The sequence below is a fragment of the Glycomyces lechevalierae genome, from assembly GCF_027622945.1.
GTDB classification, from domain to species: domain Bacteria; phylum Actinomycetota; class Actinomycetes; order Mycobacteriales; family Micromonosporaceae; genus Glycomyces; species Glycomyces rutgersensis.
The window spans coordinates 98,015-120,799 of sequence record NZ_JAPZVQ010000002.1; the positions used below are offsets into that span (position 1 = coordinate 98,015).

The window sequence follows — 22,785 nt, forward strand, 5'->3', positions numbered from 1 at the left end:
GCGGGCCGCTGCGCCGCAGCCGCCGCTACTCTGCAGCGCCGCTACTCTTCAGCGGGCGAGAGCTCCATGCGGTAGACCTGGCGGCCGTCCTCGAGCAGGATCGCGGCCGCCGCGCCCTGGTCGGCGAACTCGCGCCACCGCTCGCCCAGCCACGACTCCGCGTCGCCCTGGCTGCCCAGGTCGCTGTCGGGGGTGTCGATCGCATTGCCGTCGGCGTCTTCGAGCTTCCAGGTCCAAGTCATGGGCCAAGATTACGCGACCGAGCGTCACCAGTCGAAGCGGTCGTGCGACGGCGCCGTCACCGGAGTGCGCGCCACGGGCGGCGGTTCCTCCTCGCGGCGGCGCGGACCGAACGCGAGGCTCAACGCCACGAGCGTCCACAAGGGCAGGAGCGCGAGCCAGACCCACGCCGGGGCGACCGGCACGAGCGGCAGCGTCCACACCGCCCGGTCGAACGCGTCCACCACCGCGACCGCGCCGATGAGACTCGTGAACAGCCCGAAGAACGGCATCCCGCACTGCCGCCACGAACGCCCCGCCAGCAGCCAGCCGACGCCCCACAGGCCGATCGCCAGCGCCTCGTAGTCGGCCCGGCCCGACCAGATCGCGAGCACCAGCAGCAGCCCGCCCGCACCGGTCGCTATGGCGGAGAACGTCATCCGGCCCGCCCGCGGCGGGTTCTCGGTCCGGGCGGCCGCGAGCCAGCCCGCGCCCGTGAGGAACAGCAGCCCGGCCGCGAACACGACCGCGGCCTGGAACTCGAGCCGGTCGGTGAACCGGGCCCCGAACCAGTCGCAGCCGGCCGGGACCCCGGCGGCCGCGTCGCCGATGCCGCACTGCCAGACCTTGAAGGCCCGCAACGGATCCCCGACGAGCCGCGACGGCGTGTTCGCGCCGTCGCAGTCGGGCAGGGACGCGGGGAGGGTCCGGAACGCGTCCGGCTCGTCGAAGCAGTTGCCGGAGCCGGTGCCGTCCCACCACAGGTCGAGGCGGTTGCGTTCGCGCTGGCCGTCGTCGCGGACGCCGAAAGCGTTGTCCGCGAAAGTGTTCCCGTCGCCTTGACCGCCTTCGACGCCGCCGGTGCCCCAGGCGGCGACGGCGGCGGCGTCCTGGTTCCAGACGCGGTTGCCGGTGACGCCGGTGGAGGCGGTGTCGGCGAGGAGGATGCCGACGCCGCGCGGGACGGTGCGCTCGGGGCAGAGGATCCCCGCGGTCCAGTCGCGGGCGGCGAGGTCCGCGCAGGCGCCGGTGCCGAGCCGGTCGTAGTGGCCGGTGTTGTTGGCGTACACGAGGTTGCCGTGGACGTCGATCGGCGCGCCCACACCCGTGTCGGTGACGACGATGCCGGTCGTGTTGTCGTGCACGCGGTTCGCGCCGACGCCGACCGTGCCGGAGCCGCTTACGAGGATCCCGGTGAGGCTGCCGGTCGCCTCGCAGTCGTCGACGGTGGCGTCCGAGTCCTCGATCGCGATGCCGGCGTCGTCGGCGAGGTCGGCGCGGCAGCCGGTGAGCGCGACGCCGGTGGAGCGGGTGATGTGGAGGCCGTAGCCGCCGCTCTGGGTGGCGGCCACGGCGTCGAGGGCGGCGCCGTCGGCCTGGTCGAGGCGGAGCCCGGCTTCGCGGGCCTGGCCGAAGGTCACGTTGCGCAGGTAGAGGCCGGAGGCGCCGCCGGCCTCCAGGACCGTGTCGAGGGCGAAGCCGCCGGAGAAGAGCACGTCGTCGGGGCCGTCGCCGAGGCCTTCGATCTGGAGGTCGTCCACGCCGTCGAGGCGGACGGTCTCGGGGACGTCGAAGCGGCCGGGGAGGACGAGGATGCGGGTGCCGGGCGCGGCGGCGGCGACGGCGGAGGCGAGGTCGTGGTGGCCGTCGGCGAGGCAGTCCTCGTAGAGGCGTTCGTTCTCGACGCGCCGGAGGTCGATGTCCTCGTTGCGTTCGGCGAAGTCCTCGGCGTTCTCGGTGCAGACGTAGAGCGCGGGGCCGTCTTCGCGGTAGGCGGGCGGCGCGGTGGTCTCGCCGCCGCTGCGGGGAGGGGCTTCCTCGGCGCGGATGTCGGCGAGGTTGCCGCCGATCATGCAGCTCAGGGCGATCGCGGCGAACGCGATCACGCCGAAGACGACGGACGCGAGGCGGTGCTGGGGGCGCGGCGCGGGGGGCACGGCCTCAGGGTAGCCCGCCGGGAACGGCATGTGAAGGGCCGAAAGCGCTGGCGCGCAGGCGCTTCGGGCCGCGAACGCCGCCGGGCAGTCCCCCGCCCTCCCAGGGGGGCGACCCCGGTTCAAGTGTGTCGCGGGGGTCCGACGGAAAGCCGCCGTTCTTACCGTCGTAAGGAAAAATGTCACCCGAAATGGTGAGGGAACGCGAAGACGCGGCACACCGTCCTTGGAGGGGACGGTATGCCGCGCTTGCGCAGCGGGCTACGCCGTCTGCACTGGAGGCCAGTACAGAGAAAGGGAGAACCACTCACGATACAGTGAGCGGTCCTCCCTCGCAGTACTCAGTCGGCCTGAGGAAGCAGTCCCGAAGGGCTGCTTACATCATGCCGCCCATGCCGCCCATGTCGGGCGCGCCGCCGGCGGATTCCTTCTCCGGGGCGTCGGCGACGACGGCCTCGGTGGTGAGGAACAGCGCGGCGATCGACGCGGCGTTCTGCAGCGCCGAGCGGGTGACCTTGGTCGGGTCGGGGATGCCCGCGGCGAGCATGTCCACGTACTCGCCGGTCGCGGCGTTCAGGCCGTGGCCGGTGGGCAGGTTGCGGACCTTCTCCACCACGACGCCGCCCTCGAGGCCGGCGTTCTCGGCGATGGCGCGCAGCGGCGCACCGAGCGAGCGGCGCACGATCTCGACACCGGTCGCCTCGTCGCCCTCGGCCTCGATCTTGTCGAACGCGATCGCACCGGCCTGGGCCAGAGCAGTACCGCCACCGGCGAGGATGCCCTCTTCGACGGCGGCCTTGGCGTTGCGCACGGCGTCTTCGACGCGGTGCTTGCGCTCCTTGAGCTCGACCTCGGTGGCCGCGCCGACCTTGATGACGGCCACGCCGCCAGCGAGGCGCGCCAGGCGCTCCTGCAGCTTCTCGCGGTCGTAGTCGGAGTCGGAGTTGTCGATCTCGGCGCGGATCTGGTTGATCCGGCCCTGGATCGCCTCTTCCTCGCCGCCGCCGTCGACGATGATGGTGTCGTCCTTGGTGATGACGACCTTGCGGGCCTGGCCGAGCAGGGACAGGTCGGTGTTCTCGAGCTTGAGGCCGATCTCCTCGGAGATGACCTGGCCGCCGGTGAGGATCGCGATGTCGCCGAGCATGGCCTTGCGGCGGTCGCCGAAGCCGGGGGCCTTGACGGCGGCCGACTTGAAGATGCCGCGGATCTTGTTCACGACGAGGGTCGGGAGGGCTTCGCCGTCCACGTCCTCGGCGATGATCAGGAGCGGCTTGCCGGTCTGGGTGACCTTCTCCAGGGTCGGGAGCAGGTCCTTGACCGCGGAGATCTTCTGGTTGGCGACGAGGATGTACGGGTCCTCGAGCACGGCCTCCATGCGGTCCTGGTCGGTCACGAAGTAACCGGACAGGTAGCCCTTGTCGAAGCGCATGCCCTCGGTGAGCTCGAGGTCGAGGCCGAAGGTGTTCGACTCCTCGACGGTGATGACGCCTTCCTTGCCGACCTTCTCCATCGCCTCGGCGATGATGGCGCCGACCGTGACGTCACCGGCGGAGATGGAAGCGGTGGAAGCGATCTGCTCCTCGGTCTCGACCTCGGTGGAGGTGGACTGGAGGTGCTCGACGACGGCGGCGACGGCCTTCTCGATGCCCTTCTTGATGGCGATCGGGTTGGCGCCGGCGGCGACCGCGCGGAGGCCTTCCTTGACGAGGGCCTGGGCCAGGACCGTGGCGGTCGTGGTGCCGTCACCGGCGACGTCGTCGGTCTTCTTCGCGACTTCCTTGACCAGTTCGGCGCCGATGCGCTCGTACGGGTCTTCGAGCTCGATCTCCTTGGCGACGGACACACCGTCGTTGGTGATCGTCGGGGCGCCCCACTTCTTGTCGAGCACCACGTTGCGGCCCTTCGGGCCGAGGGTCACCTTGACGGCTTCGGCGAGCGTGTTCATGCCTCGCTCGAGCCCGCGGCGAGCCTCCTCGTCGAATGCGATCATCTTCGCCATGGTTGATGGCTTCCTTTCGGATAACGTTCGTGGTCGACGGTGAGGCGGCATCCCCGCGACGGTGAGCCCGGTAGAGCTCGACCACCTCATCGCGTTTAGCACTCGCCAGCTGCGAGTGCCAGCTCCAGGTATAGCACTCTCGCCTTGAGAGTGCCAATCCGGGGCGCGAAACAAGTGGTGAAAAGCAGCCTCGGCGACGCTTGCGGGCCGTGAACGAGCAAGCAGGCCCGGGCGCGCCCGGGCCTGCCTCGTCTCGTTCTACTGCTCGGGCATGGGATGCCCGGGTTCGCCGGGGTCGACCGGGTCGACGGCGACGCCCGCGGCCTCGGCCGAGAGGGAGGTGGCGGAGACCGATTCGGCGCGGCCGCGCAGCCACGCGTAGGTGCACAGGGACGCGGCGAGGATCCAGATCATCGGCACGAGCAGCAGCAGCGCCATGATCGCCTCGGTGAGGACGGTGAGCACGGTCGCGAGCCAGGACGCGAAGACCGCGTGCCAGACGCCGGCGAGGAGCAGGCCGACGACCGAGATGACGAGGTTCGCGGCGACGGCCACGAGCACCACGATCACGATGCGGCCCAAGGCGGGCCAGAACGCCGAGTGCGTCAACTGGATCGAGCGGGCGTACGGGCTCTTGCGGGCCTCGAAGACCGCGGCGGGGGCCATGAGGCTGAGCGCGAAGATCGCCCACAGGCCCGGCAGGACGCACAGGACGAGGCCGACGGCGATGGTGACCCACGCGAGCAGGAGCCACAGGAAGAACCTGCCGCCGCGCCTGAACCCGAAGTCGAAGGCCTCGCCGAGCGCGAGGAACCCGCCCGCGGCCTCGGCGGCGGCGGTGCGCACGGCGGCGAGCACGGCCGAGCCGGAGACGTAGAGGACGGCGAGGGTGAGGATCGCGCCGATGATCCCGACGGCGACGCCCGGGCTGTACTCGCGCACGATCGTGCCCCAGTCGGTCCGGTTCACGTCGATGTCGGGTGTGCGCACGGTGTTGTTGAACGCGCCGAGGATCCAGCGGGGCAGGACCACGCCGATGAGGAGCACGAGGCCGACCGTGCGCCAGGAGCGCTGCACGACGTCCATCGATGCGTGCCACCAGCCCTCGAACGTGTCGGTCACGAGGGGGTCGCCGCCGGAGAAGCGGCCCGACGGCTCGCCCGGCCGCCCGGAGTTCCAGTATGGATCGTCGGTCATAGGGCGGATCGTAAACCAATGAACCGTGCATATCAGACAAACGACTGCATCGCATCGATTCGGGATGACACGTTCGCGCATTCCCCTGCCCGGCCGGACCCGAGCCACTACCGTACGCGTATCGGCGCACGTCGCGCCGAACAGGCAGCACAGCCGAGCACCTTTGGGAGCGCCGATGTCCCACCGCGAACTGCGACCCGTCGGCCGCGAGAAGACCTTCTTCGGGCAACCCCGCGGCCTGGCCGTCCTCTTCGGCACCGAGATGTGGGAGCGGTTCAGCTTCTACGGCCTGCAGGGCATCCTGCTCACGTTCCTCGTCGCGGACACCGCGCAGAACGGGCTCGGACTCTCCGACACCGTCGCCGTCCCGATCGCCTCGCTCTACTCCGGGCTCGTGTACCTGACGGCGCTGCCCGGCGGGTGGCTCGCCGACCGCATCCTCGGCCCGCGGCGCGCCGTCCTCATCGGCGGCATCATCATCATGTGCGGCCACCTCTCCATGGCCATCCCCGTCGAGAACCCCGCGACCGTGTTCTTCGGCCTGTTCCTGGTCGTGGCCGGCTCGGGCCTGCTGAAGCCGAACATCTCGGTCATGGTCGGCAAGCTCTACGACGGCGACACCGACGCCCGCCGCGACGCCGGGTTCTCCGTGTTCTACATGGGCATCAACCTCGGCGCGTTCCTCGGCATCCTCATCACCCCGTACCTCGCCGGGGACGACCGCTGGCACCTCGGCTTCGGCGCCGCCGCCGTCGGCATGGCCCTGGGTCTGCTCTGGTACGTGCGCGGCTGGCCGCGCCTGACCCACGCCGGGATCGGCCCGGCCCGGCCGCTCAACGAGGCCGAGAAGCGCAGGGCCACGAAGGTCGTCGTGATCGCCCTCGTGCTGGCCGCGATCGCGATCGCGGTCTGGGCCTGGACCGGGACGCTCACGCTCGCGACCGTCCCGACGGTGGTCACGGGCCTGTCGATCGCGGCCGCCGTCTGGTACTTCGTGTACATCTTCGGCCAGGCCAAGGACATCACGCCCGCCGAGAAGGCGGGCCTGCGCGCCTATGTGGGGCTGTTCATCGCCGCGGTCGTGTTCTGGATGCTGTACCTGCAGATGGGTTCGGTGCTCACCGCGTTCGCGGCGAACTCGGTGGACCTCGACTCGTGGGGCTTCCACCTGCCCGCCGGCGGAGTGCAGAACTTCAACTCGATCTTCATCCTCGTGTTCTCGCCGATCTTCGGCGTCATCTGGGTCAAGGCGGGCACGGGGTTCGGGACGGCGTACAAGTTCGCGATCGGCGTGTTCCTCGTGGGCTTCTCGTACGTGTTCCTCGGCTGGCTGCAGACCCGCGCCGACGACGGCATGCTCGCCGGGCTCGGCTGGATGGCCTGGGTGTACCTGCTGCTGACGTTCGGCGAGCTGTGCGTTTCGCCCGTCGGCTTGAGCGTCTCGACGCAATTGGCGCCGCCGAACCTCAAGGGGCAGATCATGGGCGTGTGGTTCCTCGGCCCGGCAGTGGGGACGCCCCTCGGCGGGCAGGCGTTCGCGTTCCTCGTGCCGAAGGTCGGCGAGGCGGCGTTCTTCTACATCCTCGCCGGGATCGCGATCCTCACCGCCGTCGTCCTCGCCGTGTTCGGCCCCGCCCTGCACCGGCTCATGGGCCGCGGCGGGCACGGCCCGAACGCCGTGCTGGAGACCCCGGCCGAACCGCTCGGGTTCTGAACGGGCGGTTCAGCCGCGGCCGCTGAACCACTCGCCGGCCTGGGCCACCAAGCGGCGCACCGGATGCTGCGGCGGCAGTTCGGCGCGGCGCGGCCCCGGATGCAGGGCCGCGAAACCCGGCTCGATGAGGCGCGGCTTCAGCGGGTCGACCGGTTTGATCCACGAATCCGTGGGCGCCCCTTGCGGATCGGCCACCCAGCGGCGGCCCGCGCGGTCCAGCCCGATCGGGTACACCGTGACCCCGTCCGCGCCGACCTTGATCCGCAGGAAGCACTTCTGGTCGATCACGCTCATGCCCGCGAACAGCTCGTTCGCGTTGACGCCCAAGCGGTTCGCCACCACCAGGTAGAGGCCCACCAGCCAGGTGCCCACGAGCCCGACAACGGGCAGGTACGCGAGGTACGTCCACAGGCTCACGTCGTCGAACATCTTGATGACCTGCGCCCCACCCCAGGACAAGGCCACCTGCGCCAGGCCGTGGAGGCCGCCGAGCATGTAATGCCGGGTCGTGCGGCTCCCCTGGCCCGGGTGCGCGAAACCGACCCCGGCCCCGAGGAGCACCGCCGTCACCGCCACGAACGTTCCTGTGCCCTCCAGAATGGACACCGTCGCGATGAGGCCCACGACCGCCATGAGCGCCACGAACCCCTTGTTCAGCCACGGCAGCCGCGCGAAGATCCCGAACGCGTACCCCATCGACTTCGCCTTCGACGGGTACGTCCGCGTCAACCGGTACTCCCGTTCGCGCGCATCGGGTTCCGGCACCGACTTGCGCGGCGCCGTCAACTCCTCCGGCAGCGTGTGCGTCGGCGACAGGTACGCCCCGCCGCCCCCGGCCGTGACCAGGTGCCGCGAGCCGTCGACCTCCTCGTAGTGCGCGTAATGGTGCCGGTCCCCGGTGATCACCAGCGGCACCCGCGCGCCGGTCGCGGCCACCACGTCCCGGATGAAGTGGTCGATCCGGTCGAACGAGCGCGGATCGTCCTCCGTCCACAGCCACGACGGCTGCGGCACGCACAGGATCACCTGGTCGCCGGGGCGCATCCGCGCCGCCGCATGCCGGAAGTACTCGATCTGCGTCTGGTCCAGATGCGTGTCGAACTGGGCGTCCACCGCGAACAGCCACCACCGGTGCGGCAGCTCCAACGCGAAATACGACCGCTTCTGCACCGTCTTGTACCCGCCAACTGAACGGCCCTCGGTGAACTGCCGGGCGAACGCCGTCAGGCCGTCGAACCAGTCGTGGTTCCCCGGGATCGCGTACAGCGACACCGGATGCGCCGGATTCGCCGCCTCGTACGGGCCCTTCATCCGCTGCTCATACTCGAGCCAGTCCCCCGCCGGGTACACCTCGTCGCCGCCCATGACGAGCACCGAACCGCGCGGCAGGCGTTCACCGCCGACATCGATGTGGTTCTGCGCCATCAGGTACGCGATCGAATAGGTGGCGTTGAACCCGTCGCCCACGTCCGCCACGTAATCGAGCCACAGCTCGTCCTTGTCCGCGTGGTTGTACACGCCCTGCGGGCGGCCGCCGATGATCTCGCGCTTGTCCACATACCCGCCGAAGACCCGCGCCAGACCGAACCGCATGCTCGTGTCGATCAGCGTGCGCGGCGACAGCCAGCGCACCGGCCCCTGCGGTCGGAAGCGGAGCTGCTCGGGACTGAGGTCCTTGGGGCGGTGGGACATAGACCACATCATGGCACGTTCTGCGCGCCAGCGGAACCCGCGAAACGGGGTGGGCGAAGGCCCCTGCGCGGTCGTAAGCTCCCGGCATGACCAACGCACGCCACGCCGACCTCGGCGACATCGACGAGATCATCCGGCTGCGCGAGATCATCCTCGCGCACTGGTTCGACATGAGCGACACCGCTTGGAAGGCCGAGGCCGCCGCCATCCTCCACCGCCGCCTCGACGAGCCGAAACCGACGATGGCCGTCACCGTGATCGAGGCCCCGGACGGATCGGGCAGGCTCGCCTCGTGCGCGACCGGCGTGATCGACGAGCGGCTGCCGAACCCGGCCAACCCTTCGGGCCGGTACGGCTGGATCTTCAACGTGGTCACCGACCCGCAGTGGCGCAAGCGCGGCTACAGCCGAGCCTGCACGCAGACGCTCCTGGACTGGTTCGGCGACCAGAACGTCCACGTCCTCGAACTGCTCGCGTCCGAGCAGGGCAAGGGCCTGTACGAGGAACTCGGCTTCAAGGTCTCCGAGGAACCCGCGATGCGGCTGAACCTGCGCTAGTCGTCGACGCTGAGCGACGGCAGCCGGAACCAGCCCGAGGCGGCGAGGAGGAGCAGGAGCAGCAGCGCGAACGCGAGGGCCGCGAGCACGAGCGCGGGCAGCGCGAACCCGATGAGCGCGAGCACGGCCAGGCAGACGAGGGCCACGATCCGCGATGCGGCGATCCGGCCGGTCACGGCGCGGCGCAGGGCCACGTCGCCGACGAGGAAGATCGCGGGTCCACCGAGGACGGCGGCGATGGTGGTCGCGCTGGCGGTCTCCCAGGGCTCGATGAGCACGAGCACGACGCCGGCGGCGACCACCACGACACCGGTCACCATCAAGGTGTAGGCGAACGAAGAGAGGGGCACGACCCTGGACTCCCCGGCGATCGCCCCCTCCCCGGCCGCGTGTGCCGCCCGGGCATCGAAGTAGAGCTTCAAGAGCACCGCGATGGTCGCGAGCCCGAGCGCGATGCTGCCGCTCATGGCACCCAGGCTCACCCTCTCCTCACCTCATTGCCCCCAAAGTTATCCACAGGCACTTGACCTGCGATGTCGCTCCACAGCCGCGAAGTTATCCACAGGCGCAAAACTTCTGTTGCCGCTCAACTACCCCACGTGTTGTAGTAGATGGCAAAAACGCCATCGGACGGAGCACCGGCGGGATGGCGGCGACATAAGGGGATTCGCGAACGTCGCCATACCAAGGTCGCGCGCGGCAATCCAGCCGCGCGCGGTCCCCGCCAGGTGCCACCCCCCCCCGCCCCCGGCCGCGGGGGCACACGGGGCGGCCGGACACACCAGCCCGGCCGCCCCGCACACCCAACAAGTTCACCGCCCGATGCTATCGCCCGACGCGCCCCGGAGCGGGGAGCCGCACATTTCCGTCGGCCTTGGCCCCAGGGACGGGCATGGGCCCCAGGCGCCGGTGCGCCTGAGGCCCATGGTGTCGGACAGCAGGTCTTAGCCGAGCGTGCCGAAGAGGCGGAGCTCGGCGATGTCGATCAGGGCGCCGTTGGAGACGCGGAGGTAGCGGTAGCCGCCGTCGTCGCTGGACGGGAGGTTCTGCCACGAGAGCGTCTTGAAGGTCGGATCCGTGAGGGTCGTCCAGTTCTCGAGGTCGTTCGAGCCCTGGAAGACGAGGTCGTTCATGCGGACCAGGCCGTTGTTGTCCTGGCGCGCAAGGAAGTCGAACCGGTCGGCGGTGACCTGGGCGCCGGCGCCGAAGTCCCAGATCAGGTAGAACCGGCCGTCGACGGCGGGCACGTCGCTGGTGGTCGCGGGTTTGCCGTCGAGCATCAGTGCGGCGTGGGTCGCCTTCGCGGTGTCGGCCGTGCCGTCGAGCTTGACCACTTGGGCGTCGGCGAGGTCGATCAGGTCGCGCTCGTCGGAGCCGTAGAGGAGTTTCCCGTCGGTGGGACCGTGGATGGTCGCGGCGGTCTCGCCGGCCGCGGTGGTGTGGTCGATGGCGACGTCGAGAGCGCCGCCGCCGGTGAGGTCGCCGAGGGTCCCGGTGGCCGTCCACGACAGCGAGTCGGTGCTGGTCGCGGCGAGCTCCTGGCCGCCGACGCTGACCGCGACGTCGCTGATCGGCTTGGCGCTGGTGAAGTTCACGGTGAAGTTGTCGCCCGCGGTCACCTTGCCCGCCAGGGCGTCCGGGGAGGTCACGGTGACGTCGGTGATGTCGCCGGGGACCTCGGAGCGTTCACCGAAGACGCGGAACGTCCCGATGGACCAGATGCCCGGGTAGGCCGGGTCGATCGGGATGCCCGGGTTGTCGACTTGGAGTTTCAGGTACCGGAACTCCTCGCCGCGGTGCTCGGCGACGACGGGGATGGTCTCCATGTCGTTCGTCTCGGAGGTCTCCCGCTCGCTGAGGAGGGTCCAGGAGATCCCGTCGTTGGAGCCGTACACGTTGGTGCCCTGCGAGCGCATCGGGAACGAGAACCGGGCCTGGATGCCGAACTGCTCGGCCGCGATCCGGTACTGGGTCCCGAAGTCGAGGGTGAACGACGCGGTCCGCAGGTCGCCGGTGCCACCGCCGTTGGGGAGGTTGCGCACCGCGTCGACGCTGAGGCCGATGGGGGTCACGGCGTTGCGGTAGTCGAACGAGCCATCTGCGAGCTGCGGGTTGAGCAGTTCGAGCGCTTCGATCGCGTCCAGCAGCGCCTCGAAGGCGGTGCGGAACTCGGCGTCGGTGCCGTTCTCGGACGCGTCCCGGGCCGCGGCCAGCGCTTCCCGGTAGGGCTCAAGGGAAGCGGTGGTGTAGACCGCGTCTTCTTCGGTACCGTCGGCGACGGCCGCGTCGATCATCTTGGGCCGGTTCTTGGCGACGACGAGTTCGAAGGTCCGGGCGGCGATGGCGTCGCCGTCGTCGGCGACGACCTGGACGGCGTGCGTGCCGGTGTCGTGCGAGGTCGGCGTCCACGTGACCGTGCCGGTCGCGGCGTCGAGCTCGGCGCCGGCGGGAAGCCCGGCGGCGGTGTGGGCGGGGGCGCCGCCACTGTCGGTCGCGCCGAGTTCGAAGCTGGAGGTCGCGGCGGGCCACAGGTAGTAGCGGTCGCGGGCCTGCGCGAAGGCGGGCGCGGTGAGCTGGGTCTGCGCGTTGAACATCAGCGCGTCGAGGTCCACTGTGGCTCCGTTGCCGTTCACCCGGTAGAACTGGGTGTTGAGTCCGCCGGCCGGGTACGTGACGTACCGCCATTCGCCTTGCGTGTCAGGCAGTTCGATGCGCGAGAGGACGTTCGGCTGCGGCTCGAGCTCGTTGCGCGGGTCGGCCTCCTCCTTGTCGAGGACCTCGAGGACAGCCGGGCCGTCGGTGCGGACGAGGACGCCCATCCGGCTGTTGCCGGGGAACATGACGCGGCTGACGACGCTCATCGTCCCGTCCGCGTCGGCGGTCGCGCGGGCGAAGGTCCGGTCGTCCTCGGTCACGATCTCGGTGCCAGTGTCTCCGGAAGCATCGGCGAGCGGAATGCCGTAGTGGCCGAAGGTGAGCGTGGTGTCCTCGACTGGTGTCGGCTCGGTGCCGGCGATCTCGGGCGGGAACGCCACCCAGTACTCGATGCTCTTGTCGCCCGCGGCCCAGAAGTTGTTGACTCCGGTGCCGTAGTTGTAGAGCGGGCCGTCCATGCGCTCGTTGAGGAGTGCGACGTTCGGGGCCTCGGCCTCGACGTCCACGCCTTCGACGTACTTGTACTGGTAGTACAACTCGTTGAGCGCGTTGAACATCCGCCCGCGGTAGGCCGGGGAGACGACGCCGCCGGTCCCGCGGTCGTCGATGTACTTCGTGTACTCGCCCATCATGTACCCGTCGAAGGCGTCCGCGCCCGCGAGGAGCCGGTTGCCGAGGAAGTTGTACGCGGAGACCGCGTCATCCTCTGTGGAGACGGTGCCGTCGACCGGGTCGACCTTGGTGCCCTGCACGTTGAGGAAGCGCGCGAGTGCCGCGAAATTGTCGATGTTGCATTCGGCGTGGGCCTGGTCGCGGCCCATCTCGCGCAACTGCACGAACTCCTCGCCGTAGGGGTTGGCGGGGTCGTCGGCGGCGATGACCGGCATCTGGGCCGCCATCGAGCCGTTCGTGTAATCGTCGAACGTGGAGTTCACGGTGAACCATTCGACGCCCTTGGCGTAGCCTTCGGCGTCGTCGGCGTAGATCGCGGTGGCGATGCGGCCGTAGAGACCGAAGTTGTGCTGGTTCATCCACTTCTCGTTGGAGTAGAGGAACGTGTCGACGACGGGCTGCGCGAAGTTGCCGAGCAGCCGCGCGTCGTCGTCGGCGCTCCACACGACGTCATAGCCGCCGTACGTGCCGGGGGTGTCGTCCGCGGCCGGCTCGGTGGCGCGGATGATCTCGGCGGCCATGAGGAACTGCGAGAGCGGCTTGCCGGTGTGAATGTGGGCGTCGGCGAAGTACTTGTAGCCGTCGGGGTTCATGCTCGCCCAGGTGCGCAGGGCCTGGATGGCGTTCTTGCGGTACACCTCGTCGCCGGTCATGACCCACATGAGGGACTGGGTCAGCGCGCCGAAGGAGTCGTTGGTCTCGCGATAGCGCAGGCCCACCTGGGTGAAGTTCGGGTCGAGGGCGACGTCGGGCTCGCTCGCGGACTTGGAGTTCGACGCCCGGTAGGTCTTGGAGGCGGCGCCGGTCTTCGTCATCGCGTCGAAGTACGAGGCCCACGGCTCCTGGCCGGTTCGGACCATGTCCTGGGCGTTGCGGAGGTCGTCGGCCGAGAGGCCGACGCCGGGGTGGACGAACCCCGCATCGCTCACGGTCTCGTTGATCTGGACGACGTTCTCGGTGAGCAGGCCGTCGTAGGATGTTTCGGCCTGTGCCGCCGGCGGCACGGCGGCGACCGCCGCGATCCCCGCGGCGAGTGCGGCGGCGAGCGCTGTGAGGCGCGACCGCCTTCGTTGCCCGACTTGCGTCATTGCAGGCGTCCTTTCGTAGGGGCCTTCCGGGTCTGTGAGGGTGCGGACGCCTGAGCGGCCCGGCCTGAGGCAGCGAAGCGGCTCGATATCGGAATCCGTCTATGCGGACGATAGCGGCTGCCTGAGCGAGAATCAAGGCTCAGACAGATAACGTTCTCTGTTCGGATCAGCCGCCCCTGAGGGCCCGATCTCTCGGGTTACCGAATCGTTATTTTCATGGAACACCTTGTCTACCTGGCTGATCGCTTCGATCTTTCGGGGCTCTGCGGTAAGTCGATCGGGATTGGTCGATGCGGAGGTCTCGACAAACCTGGAACTGAGATCTAACTTAGAAACCGATATCTATCCGGCGACCCCGAAGGACCCCGAGTGGCACCACGACCCCGCGCCCTCCTGGCCATGAGCCCCGAGTTCCTGCACCAGCTCTTCCCCGAACCGCTCATGCGGCGCCTGTCCGCCGTGCTCGACTTCGACCCGGAGCTCATCGTCCGGGATTTCACCGAGCCCGCCGCGAAGGCCGCGCTCGCCGAAGCCGAGGTCGTCGTCTCCAGTTGGGGCACACCGGTCCTGGACGACGAGACGCTCGCCGGGGCCCCGCACCTGAAGGCGGTGCTGCACGCGGCCGGCACGGTCAAATGGATCATCGGGCCGGCCGGGTGGGAGCGGGGCCTGCTGGTCTCGAGCTCATCCGGCGCGAACGCGCTGCCCGTCGCCGAGTACACGCTCGCCTCGATCCTCATGGCGGGCAAGGGGATCTTCCAGCTCCGCGAGGACTTCCGCAAGGACCGCACCTTCACACTCGGCTACATCCACCCGGAGGTCGGCAACTTCGGCCGCACCGTCGGCGTCGTCGGGGCCTCGAAGATCGGGCGGCGCCTCATGGAACTCCTGCGGCCCTTCGACTTCACGGTGCTCCTCGCCGACCCGTACATCGAGGAGGCCGAGGCCGCCGCGCTCGGTGCGCGGCTCGTGCCGCTCGACGAGCTCGTGGCGGGCGCCGACGTCGTCAGCGTCCACGCCCCCGACCTGCCCGAGACCGAGCACCTGATCAACGCGGAGCGCCTGGCGCTCATGCGAAACGGCACGGTCGTGGTCAACACGGCGCGCGGCCGGCTCGTCGACACGGACGCGCTCACCGCCGAAGTGCTCAGCGGCCGGCTCTCGGCGGTCATCGACGTGACCCACCCCGAGCCGCTCCCCGCGCACTCGCCGCTCTACGACCTCCCGAACGTCTTCCTCACCCCGCACGTGGCCGGCTCCCACGGCAACGAACTGTCCCGCATGGGGCTGTTCATGGTCGAGGACGCCGAGCGGTACGCCGCCGGCGAGCCGCTCGTGCACCAGGTGGACCCGACGACCCTCGGGAGGCAGGCCTGAAGCACACGCGATAGAAACCGTTATCCTGCCGTTCTCCACCCGATTCGAGCGGCACCGAAACCGCCACCGGATTGCAACAAAATCGCATCGTACTGCGAATACGTTGCGCCGCAATCGAACACAATCCGCCGAGAACCGAGATTCCGCGACATCAAGCATTGACTGATTTCCATGCTCGATGATACCGTTATCTCCCCGGCGACCTGGCAAGAAACCCGGCAGGCCGATCCAGCGCTCGCCGCCGTTACCTTCACAGCAGACACATCCCTCACCCCTGTATCAACGTTGATCTAAGGAGGCCCCTCATGGTCGAATTCTCTCGCCGCAAGTTCCTCGGCGCCGTCGGCGCGGCCGGAGCCGCAGCCGCAGTCGGCACCACCGCCGCCGGATGCTCCGAGAACGCGGGCGGCGCGGCCGGCGGCGACTACGACATGCCGACGTACCAGCCCGCCCCCGAGCTCGACGTCCAGCCGTACTACTCGACCGAGACCCCCGGCATGGAGAACGTCTACACCGAGCAGGTGCAGACCTTCTTCAAGTCCGTGAACCGCGAGCCCGGCTCCGGCGGCAAGGTCACCAGCTTCCAGCTCACCTGGGGCGACCCGGCCACCCCGCTCGAGGACAACCCCTACTGGCAGGAGCTCAACGAGCGCCTCGGCGTCAGCTTCGAGCCGCAGTTCGTGCCCCAGCCGGTCTTCTACGAGAAGTTCGCGACCATGCTCGCCTCCGGCGAGGTCCCCGACCTCGTCTTCGTCGACGACCAGAACGCGGTCAACCTGCAGGGCATCCGCGACGGCGCGTTCGCCGACCTCTCCGAGACCTTCTCCGGCGACAACATCCTCAAGTGGCCCAACCTCGCCGCGCGCAAGGAGGAGATCTGGAACGCCAGCCTCAAGGACGGCCGCATCTACCAGATCCCCTCGATCGTCTGGGCCCTCACCAACCTCCCGGTGATGCGCGCCGACCTGGTCGACCAGACCTCGATCGGCCGCGCCCCCAAGGACGCCGACGAGCTGTTCACCATGCTCAAGGAGGTCTCGGCGCTCGGCTCAGGCCCCGGCGGCCAGAAGGTGTACGGCCTCAACCAGTACGCGCCGGACAAGGCCCTGATGTTCCAGCGGCTGTTCAAGGTCGGCCCCGAATGGCAGCTGAACGCCGACGGCGACCTCGTGCACATGATCGAGACCGAGAACTACAAGGCGATGCTCGAATGGCTCGCCCGCGCCTGGGCCGAAGGCATCTTCGACCCGGTCTCCATGTCCCCCACCGCGACCGACATCGTCTCCGGCGCCGCGATCCGCTACGACGCCGTCGGCTCCGCCATCTCCTCGGGCGGACTCCCGCAGTGGGAGAAGGACCTTCCGGGCGCGAAGTACGACTTCTTCGACATGCCCGGCTTCGACGGCTCCGGCCAGCTCGTCGTCCGCAACATCCCCTACGGCCGCTCCACCTGCGTCTCGGCCGCTGCGGCCGAGGACGAGGACCGGCTCACCGAGATCCTCAACGTCCTCGACTACCTCTCGGCCCCTTACGGTTCCGAGGAGAACAACTTCATCGCCAACGGCATCGAGGGCCGCCACTACACGCTCGACGAGCACGGCATCCCGGTCCCGATCGCGGAGACCCAGATCGAGAAGGGCGTCCAGTACGTCGGCGTCACCTCCGGCGACAACTCGTACCGGATCCACCCGGCCGCCGCGCCGTGGGCCGACTCCTTCGTCACCGTCATGGAGTCGCTGGCCCAGGCTTCGATCGTGCGGCCGCTCGAAGGCCTCGAAGGCGCTTCGCAGACCTTCGTCACCAAGGGCGCGCAGCTCAAGCAGCTCCTCACCGACTTCGAGAACGGCGTCATCACCGGCCGCGACTCCGTCGACGGCCTCGGCTCGTTCGTCGACAACTACATGTCGCAGGGCGGGACCCAGGTGAAGGACGAGTACACCCAGGTGCTCAAGGACGCGGGCAAGTGAGCGTGACCGCCGAGAAGACCGGCCCCGGGACCCGCACTGAGCGGGCCCCGGGGCCGCCCGCGCCCGCCAAGCCGCGCAAACCCTCACTGCGGCAGCGGATGTGGCGCGAACGCTGGTCCTACACGTTCATCGTCCCAGGGGCGCTGTTCTTCCTGGTCTTCGCGTACGTGCCGATGCTCGGCAACGTGGTCGCGTTCCAGCAGTACTCGCCGTTCCGCGGGATCGAAGGCTCCCCGTGGGTGGGCTTCGCGAACTTCAACGCGATCTGGGCCGACCCCGAAGTGCTCACGGCCCTGCGCAACACGCTCATCATCGCGGTGTTGCAACTGGTCTTCGCGTTCCCCGCGCCGATCGCGCTCGCGCTCCTCCTCAACTCGCTCATCTCCGACCGCGTCAAGCGCTTCGTCCAGACCGTCGTCTACCTCCCCCACTTCCTGTCCTGGGTCATCGTCATCTCCGTGTGGCAGCAAGTCCTCGGCGGCGGCGGCCTGGTCGCGGGCATCCTCGGCGACATGGGGATGCCGGGGTTCGACGCGATGACGAACGCCGACACCTTCAAGCTCCTCGTTGTCGCCCAAGGCATGTGGAAGGACGTCGGCTGGGGCACCATCATCTTCTTCGCCGCGATCGCCGGCATCCCGAACGACCGCTACGAGGCGGCCGCGATCGACGGCGCGACACCGTGGCAGCGCACCTGGCACATCACGCTCCCGGCACTCGTCCCCGTTGCGACCCTCCTCCTCATCTTGAACATCGGCTCGATCCTCACCGTCGGGTTCGAACAACTCCTGTTGCAGCAGCCCATGGTCGGGGCGAACGCCGCGCAGGTACTCGACACCTTCGTCTACTTCAGAGGCGTCATGGGCGGCCAATGGGGCATCGCCACGGCCGCAGGCCTGCTCAAGGGCGTCATCGGCACGATCCTCGTGCTCGCATCGAACAAGCTCGCGAAGAAGATGGGCGGAGAGGGGATCTTCTAATGGCCACAGCGACAATGACCCGACCGGGCAAGGCCGGGACCCCGCCCTGGATGGCCCCGCCGTCCATATGGGTCAGAGGCATCAAGGCGTTCGTGATCGTCCTGATCGTGATCACCATGATCTACCCGCTCGTCTACGTGATCGCGATGAGCTTCGCCTCGCCCTCCCAGGCCCGGGCGGGCGTCATCTTCCCGACCGAGTTCTCCCTCGACGCCTACCGCGCGATCTTCAACGGCGGCACCGTCACCCAGGGCCTCACCAACTCACTGTTCATCACGGTCGTCGGCACCCTGCTCTCCCTCGCCGCGACCTCGATGCTGGCGTGGGGCCTGGCCCGCACCCGCCAAGTCCCCGGTGCCAAAGCCGTCCTGATCATGGTCCTGGCGACCATGTTCTTCTCGGCCGGCATCATCCCGAACTTCATGCTCATCAAGTACCTCGGGCTCCTGGACTCCACCTGGTCCCTGATCATCCCGGGCCTCATCTCGGCCTTCAACATGATCGTCATCAGGAACTTCTTCCAAGGCCTGCCCGAGGAACTCATCGAAGCCGCCAGGATCGACGGCGCGGGCGAATGGCGGATCTTCCTCCAGATCGTCCTCCCGCTGTCGAAGCCGGTCCTCGCCGTGATGGGCCTGTTCTACGCGGTCGGCTACTGGAACACCTACTTCAACGCGCTCCTCTACATCAACGACAGCGAGAAGTGGCCCATCCAGGTCGTCCTGCAGCAGTACGTCCTCGCCGGTGTGGCGATCCCCGGAGCCGTCGTCTCCCCCGACCAGCCCCCGCCACCAGGCATCACGCTCCAGATGGCGGTCATCGTCCTCGCGACGGTCCCCATTCTCATCGTCTACCCGTTCCTCCAGCGCTACTTCACCTCCGGCGTCCTCACCGGCGCCATCAAAGGCTGAACCGCACCCCGGCCGGCCCCCGCTTCAGCGGGGGCCGGCCTCTTTGTTGCTTCCCGTGTGACACGCCGCGGCGAATTGCCTGATTTTTGTAGGGTTCCGCAGCCGGATCGCTGTTACCTCGCGCTCGTGTTGCTTACGAGGCTGCCGTGGCGGAGTGCCACTCGTGCGAAGTCCACAAAACTGCGCCATCGCGCCGAAGTCGATTACGTTTGGTGCGCTTGACTTCACCCAAAGTGATGCATAGATTCTCCTCCAACCCACGATCCCACCGATCGACTCTTGGAGGAACCATGCACTGCCGCAATGACTTCAGCGACGTTCCCAACCAGTTCCCGCCCCGCCAGGCCGTCTCCTACTCCACCTTCTTCCTGAACGTCCTCACCGGACGCAAATCCGCTGCAGAAGCCAGGCTGCTCGCCACCGATGCCGGGTGGACCGCCTTCACCCGAGTGCGGCGGCGTGTGCCGGCGCGCTTCCGTCAGGTGCGGGTCGCCCGTGCGAACTGCCCGACGCGCGACTCCGTCGAGATCGTGGCGATGGTCGAGAACGGCACCGCGCACCAGGCGATGACGTTCACCTTCCGTGCGACGCAGCATGGTTGGCGGCTCGACCACTGCGATCTCATCCACGGCAATCAAAGGCCCCGGCCGATGCATCGGCTCTAAGGCTTGGACATCGGCCCCTGGCGCGAAGCGCCGGGGGCCTCGTCGTGTGCGGTTTTGTCAGCGGCGGGTGATGGGTTCGGGGGCGGTGAGGCGGGCGGCGTCGGCTGCGGCGAGGCCGGCGATGTGGCCCTCATAGTTGGTGATGCGGGTGGAACGGCCGAACTTGAGGCGCGGGAAGAGTTCGGTGGTGCGGGCGTCGACGCGCTCGTCGCGTTGGCGCATGACGGGGACGAGGTCGGTGCCGGTCTCCTCGGTGAACTCGCGCTCGGTGTCCTCCGCGGATTCGCGGAGGCGTTCGCCGATGCGCATGGCGAAGGACGCGAGGAAGGACTGGCGGAAGGAGCGGGTCTGGGACTTGCCGCGCTTGGCGGAGATCGAGCCGACGCGGGTCATCGCCGAAGTCGCCTGCACGAGAAGGGAGTTGAAGAGGAGTTCGACCGAGCGGAGGTCGGCGCGGTCGCCGATGAGGGTGGTGAAGCCGCCGTCGGGCCAGTAGACCGAGCGGCAGTGGTTGGCGTCGGCGATCTGGGCGAGCAGCTCGGACTTGGGCTGCTCGTAGGGGCGCTCGATGATGACGCGGAGCGCTTCGGGCTCGCGTTTGCCCTGCCCCGCTTCGGAAAGGAGCGCTTCGTTGATGCTGTGGCGGGCGATGAGCTGCTGCGCCTTGGCGGTGAAGGCCTCGGCTTCGGCGTCCGAGTCGGTGGACTCGGCCTTGGCGAGGAGGGCGCGGATCTTCTCGTAGACGCGGGAGGACTCGGCGACGCCGAGGCCGTGGCTGACGAGGACGTCGCCGGGGAGCGGTTCGACCTTCGGGATCTTCGGAAGCGCGCCGAGGTAGTCGAGCGCTTCGAGCAGGGCTCCCCATAGGACGATGCGGTCCCAGCGTCCGAGACCCGTGCTCGCTTCCACCACGCCCGCATCGGAGACGACCGCGGCGAGCTCCTCGCGGTGCACCTTCCAGCGGTCGCTCAACTGGTGGTCCCGGTACTGCGCGAGCTGGCCGCGCATCATCACGGCCCCGGCCTGCACCGCTTCGGCGCTGAGGGACTTCCGCAAGGCGCTCAGGGCTTCCCGGGGCATCCAGCCCCATTCCCAGGCGCGGAGGGCGGCGTCGCCGCCGAGTTCGTCGAAGACGAGGGCGAGGGCGGCGGGCCAGCGCGGTTCGTCGGAGGCGCCTTCGAGGTCGGAGGCGGCGTCGACCCAGTCGATGCGTGCGCGTTGGGCCTGCTGGAGGACGCCGAGCACCGCGTAGCGGGCGCGTCCTTCGAGCGGCAGCCCGTTGAGCTCGTCCTGTTGCACCGTTCCCCCGATTCCGCGAACGCGATGAGCCCCGCGACCACTGCATCGACTGTATCAAAGTCGCAGGTCACGGGGCCAGTGCCGCGAGCCGGTGGCGGCGTGACGGCGGAGACACCCCGCGCGGCGGTGCGCCGCGCGGGGTGGTGCGGGGGTCAGGCGTAGGCCTCGAATTCGGCGATCCGGGGCGTGCCGCTCGCGGTCGTGATCACGAAGTTGACCTTGGTGAGGGAGGTGGCGGTGAAGGAGATCACGCCCGCGCCGGTGCCGGAGGCGAGGACGGCGCCCGTGTCGTTGTTCACGAGCTGCCAGTTGTCGATGTTGCCTTCGGTGCCGGCGGCTTCGCGGATGTTGACGGTGTCGATGGTCTTGGCCGAGCTCCATTTCACGGAGAGGCGGCCGGTGGTGCCGCTGGGCGACCAGTAGGTGCTCATGCTGCCGTCGATGGCGTTGCCGTAGCTGGTGCCGTCGGCTTTGCTGGAGCCGTCGGCGCCGGCGCCGATGCTGAGGTTGGTTCCGCCGGGCGGTGTGGTCGGACTCGTGCCGGGGGAAGTCGGGCCGTTGGTCGGGCTGGTGGTGGGGTTGGTCGGGTTCTCGGAGGGGGATTGGACGCCGCAGCTGCCGTCGGAGACCTGGTTGCCCTTGTTGGCGCCGGCGGTCTTGGCGACGATGGTGGGGACGCAGGAGGCGTTGTCGAGGGTGTAGCTGTAGGGGATGCTGACGGTGGTGGTGGAGGTCATGGCGGGTCCGGCGGGGTAGTTCTCGCTGCCGGTGGCGGACCAGGTGACGTTGTCGAGGATGTTGCCGCTGGTCTGCCAGGTGCCGCGTTCGTCGGTGTAGAAGGTGCCGAGGATGTCCTTGGAGTCCTCGAAGTAGTTGTTGTCCACTTTGGCCTTGCCGCCGGCGCGGGAGTTGATGCCGGATTCGACGATGCCGGTGTAGTGGTTGTTGTAGACGTGGGCGGTGCCGCCGCGCAGCAGGGGAACCCGCGAGTGGAGGTTCTGGTAGAGGTTGTGGTGGTAGGTGATGAAGCTGTTCGTCAGGTCGGTCTCGCTGGATCCGACCAGGCCGCCGCGCTCGGAGTTGCGCAGGATGCTGTACGAGAGGGTGACGTACTTGGTGTCGTTCTTCATGTCGAAGAGGCCGTCGTAGCCTTCGGCTTCGCCGCCTGAGGCTTCGAGGGTGGTGTGGTCGACCCAGACGTTGCGCACGCCGGACTCCATGCCGATGGCGTCGCCGCCGTTGGAGGTCGGGGAGCCGGACTTCTTGACGTTCTTGATGGTGACGTTCTGGATGATGATGTTGCTGGATTCGCGGATGTGGATGCCGATCTGGTCGAAGACGGCGCCGCCGCCCACGCCGACGATCGTCACGTTGCTGACGCCTTTGAGGTCGATGAGGGTGTTGCCGACGTCGCAGCTGGAGCCGGAGACGTCGGCGGTGTTGCCGTGGTTGATGGTGCCTTCGACCTGGATGGTGATCGGCGTGCTGGTGCTGGCGCGGTTGCAGAGCGCTTGGTTGATCTGGGTGCCGGTGGTGGCTTTGACGGTGGCGCCGCCTTGGCCGCCGGTGGTGCCGCCGTTCTGGGTGGCGTAGCCGGTGACGCCGCCGGTTGCCGCGGAGGCGTTGTTGATCGAGAGGGTGACGCCTGCGGCGACCACGGCGGCGGTGGCGAGGACCGCGGCGAGTCTTCGTGCGACTGTTCGTCTCATCTGGGAGCTCTCCTTAATGGTAGAGACATCGACATAATTCAATGAGTCTAGGGAAAGGGCTTTCCCAGGGTCAAGACTTCCGGTGCAACCGATTGCAGAAACTTTTGCGATCGGCCCTCCGGACGCAGCGAGGAGCCGACCGGCCCG

The 22,785-nt window shown here is 68.7% G+C and carries 16 protein-coding genes; 7 read left to right on the forward strand and 9 right to left on the reverse strand.

Translation table 11 applies throughout. The features are described 5' to 3' along the window. Positions 1-41: 41 nt before the first annotated feature. The 4 genes from O2L01_RS04110 to O2L01_RS04125 all read right to left on the reverse strand — a co-directional run bounded on the left by O2L01_RS04110 (position 42) and on the right by O2L01_RS04125 (position 5,352). A complete protein-coding gene (locus O2L01_RS04110; RefSeq protein ID WP_270120585.1) occupies positions 42-242 on the reverse strand; it encodes a hypothetical protein in 201 nt (66 codons plus the stop codon). A gap of 24 nt (positions 243-266) precedes the next feature. After that, positions 267-2,156: a right-handed parallel beta-helix repeat-containing protein gene (locus O2L01_RS04115; RefSeq protein ID WP_270120587.1), complete on the reverse strand. Its 1,890-nt coding sequence runs from the start codon at positions 2,154-2,156 to the stop codon at positions 267-269. 373 nt (positions 2,157-2,529) lie between these two features. Then, positions 2,530-4,155, reverse strand: coding sequence for a chaperonin GroEL (groL, locus tag O2L01_RS04120; RefSeq protein ID WP_208498747.1), 1,626 nt, complete (start codon positions 4,153-4,155; stop codon positions 2,530-2,532). A 258-nt stretch (positions 4,156-4,413) separates the two neighbouring features. Next, positions 4,414-5,352: a hypothetical protein gene (locus O2L01_RS04125; protein ID WP_270120588.1), complete on the reverse strand. Its 939-nt coding sequence runs from the start codon at positions 5,350-5,352 to the stop codon at positions 4,414-4,416. 175 nt (positions 5,353-5,527) lie between these two features. On the opposite strand from O2L01_RS04125, the gene O2L01_RS04130 reads away from it, so the two are divergent. After that, on the forward strand, positions 5,528-7,066 hold the full coding sequence (locus O2L01_RS04130; protein ID WP_270120589.1) for a peptide MFS transporter: 1,539 nt from the start codon (positions 5,528-5,530) through the stop codon (positions 7,064-7,066). Positions 7,067-7,075: 9 nt separating this feature from the next. Here O2L01_RS04130 and O2L01_RS04135 read toward each other — a convergent pair whose 3' ends face one another. Continuing rightward, positions 7,076-8,758, reverse strand: coding sequence for a hypothetical protein (locus O2L01_RS04135; RefSeq protein ID WP_270120590.1), 1,683 nt, complete (start codon positions 8,756-8,758; stop codon positions 7,076-7,078). Between the two features lie 86 nt (positions 8,759-8,844). Between O2L01_RS04135 and O2L01_RS04140 the strand changes: the two genes are divergently transcribed. Continuing rightward, positions 8,845-9,315 (forward strand): GNAT family N-acetyltransferase, encoded by a 471-nt coding sequence (locus O2L01_RS04140; RefSeq protein WP_270120592.1) that lies wholly within the window; start codon positions 8,845-8,847, stop codon positions 9,313-9,315. On the opposite strand, the gene O2L01_RS04145 is transcribed toward O2L01_RS04140, so the two are convergent. Continuing rightward, positions 9,312-9,782: a low temperature requirement protein A gene (locus tag O2L01_RS04145; RefSeq protein ID WP_270120593.1), complete on the reverse strand. Its 471-nt coding sequence runs from the start codon at positions 9,780-9,782 to the stop codon at positions 9,312-9,314. The two genes, O2L01_RS04140 and O2L01_RS04145, sit on opposite strands and share 4 nt — an antisense overlap. Before the next feature lie 477 nt (positions 9,783-10,259). Further along, positions 10,260-13,730 (reverse strand): putative Ig domain-containing protein, encoded by a 3,471-nt coding sequence (locus O2L01_RS04150; RefSeq protein ID WP_270120594.1) that lies wholly within the window; start codon positions 13,728-13,730, stop codon positions 10,260-10,262. A 369-nt stretch (positions 13,731-14,099) separates the two neighbouring features. Here O2L01_RS04150 and O2L01_RS04155 point away from each other — a divergent pair, with 369 nt between their 5' ends. From O2L01_RS04155 to O2L01_RS04175, 5 genes are all read left to right on the forward strand, one after another. Further along, positions 14,100-15,107 carry a hydroxyacid dehydrogenase gene (locus O2L01_RS04155; protein ID WP_270120595.1) on the forward strand — a complete coding sequence of 336 codons (1,008 nt, stop codon included), beginning with the start codon at positions 14,100-14,102 and terminating at the stop codon, positions 15,105-15,107. A 305-nt stretch (positions 15,108-15,412) separates the two neighbouring features. After that, positions 15,413-17,074 (forward strand): twin-arginine translocation signal domain-containing protein, encoded by a 1,662-nt coding sequence (locus tag O2L01_RS04160; protein ID WP_270120596.1) that lies wholly within the window; start codon positions 15,413-15,415, stop codon positions 17,072-17,074. Continuing rightward, positions 17,071-18,054, forward strand: coding sequence for an ABC transporter permease (locus O2L01_RS04165; RefSeq protein WP_270120597.1), 984 nt, complete (start codon positions 17,071-17,073; stop codon positions 18,052-18,054). Before O2L01_RS04160 ends, O2L01_RS04165 begins: the two co-directional genes overlap by 4 nt. Continuing rightward, on the forward strand, positions 18,054-18,965 hold the full coding sequence (locus tag O2L01_RS04170) for a carbohydrate ABC transporter permease (RefSeq protein WP_270120598.1): 912 nt from the start codon (positions 18,054-18,056) through the stop codon (positions 18,963-18,965). The genes O2L01_RS04165 and O2L01_RS04170 overlap by 1 nt, the downstream gene beginning before the upstream one ends. Positions 18,966-19,255: 290 nt before the next feature. Continuing rightward, positions 19,256-19,630 carry a hypothetical protein gene (locus tag O2L01_RS04175; protein WP_270120599.1) on the forward strand — a complete coding sequence of 125 codons (375 nt, stop codon included), beginning with the start codon at positions 19,256-19,258 and terminating at the stop codon, positions 19,628-19,630. Positions 19,631-19,687: 57 nt separating this feature from the next. Here O2L01_RS04175 and O2L01_RS04180 read toward each other — a convergent pair whose 3' ends face one another. After that, positions 19,688-20,929, reverse strand: a complete 1,242-nt coding sequence (locus O2L01_RS04180; protein ID WP_270120600.1) for a DUF2786 domain-containing protein — start codon at positions 20,927-20,929, stop codon at positions 19,688-19,690. 152 nt (positions 20,930-21,081) lie between these two features. Then, entirely contained in the window at positions 21,082-22,638 is a 1,557-nt protein-coding gene (locus O2L01_RS04185) for a pectate lyase family protein (RefSeq protein ID WP_270120601.1), read from the reverse strand. Between the last annotated feature and the right edge of the window lie 147 nt (positions 22,639-22,785).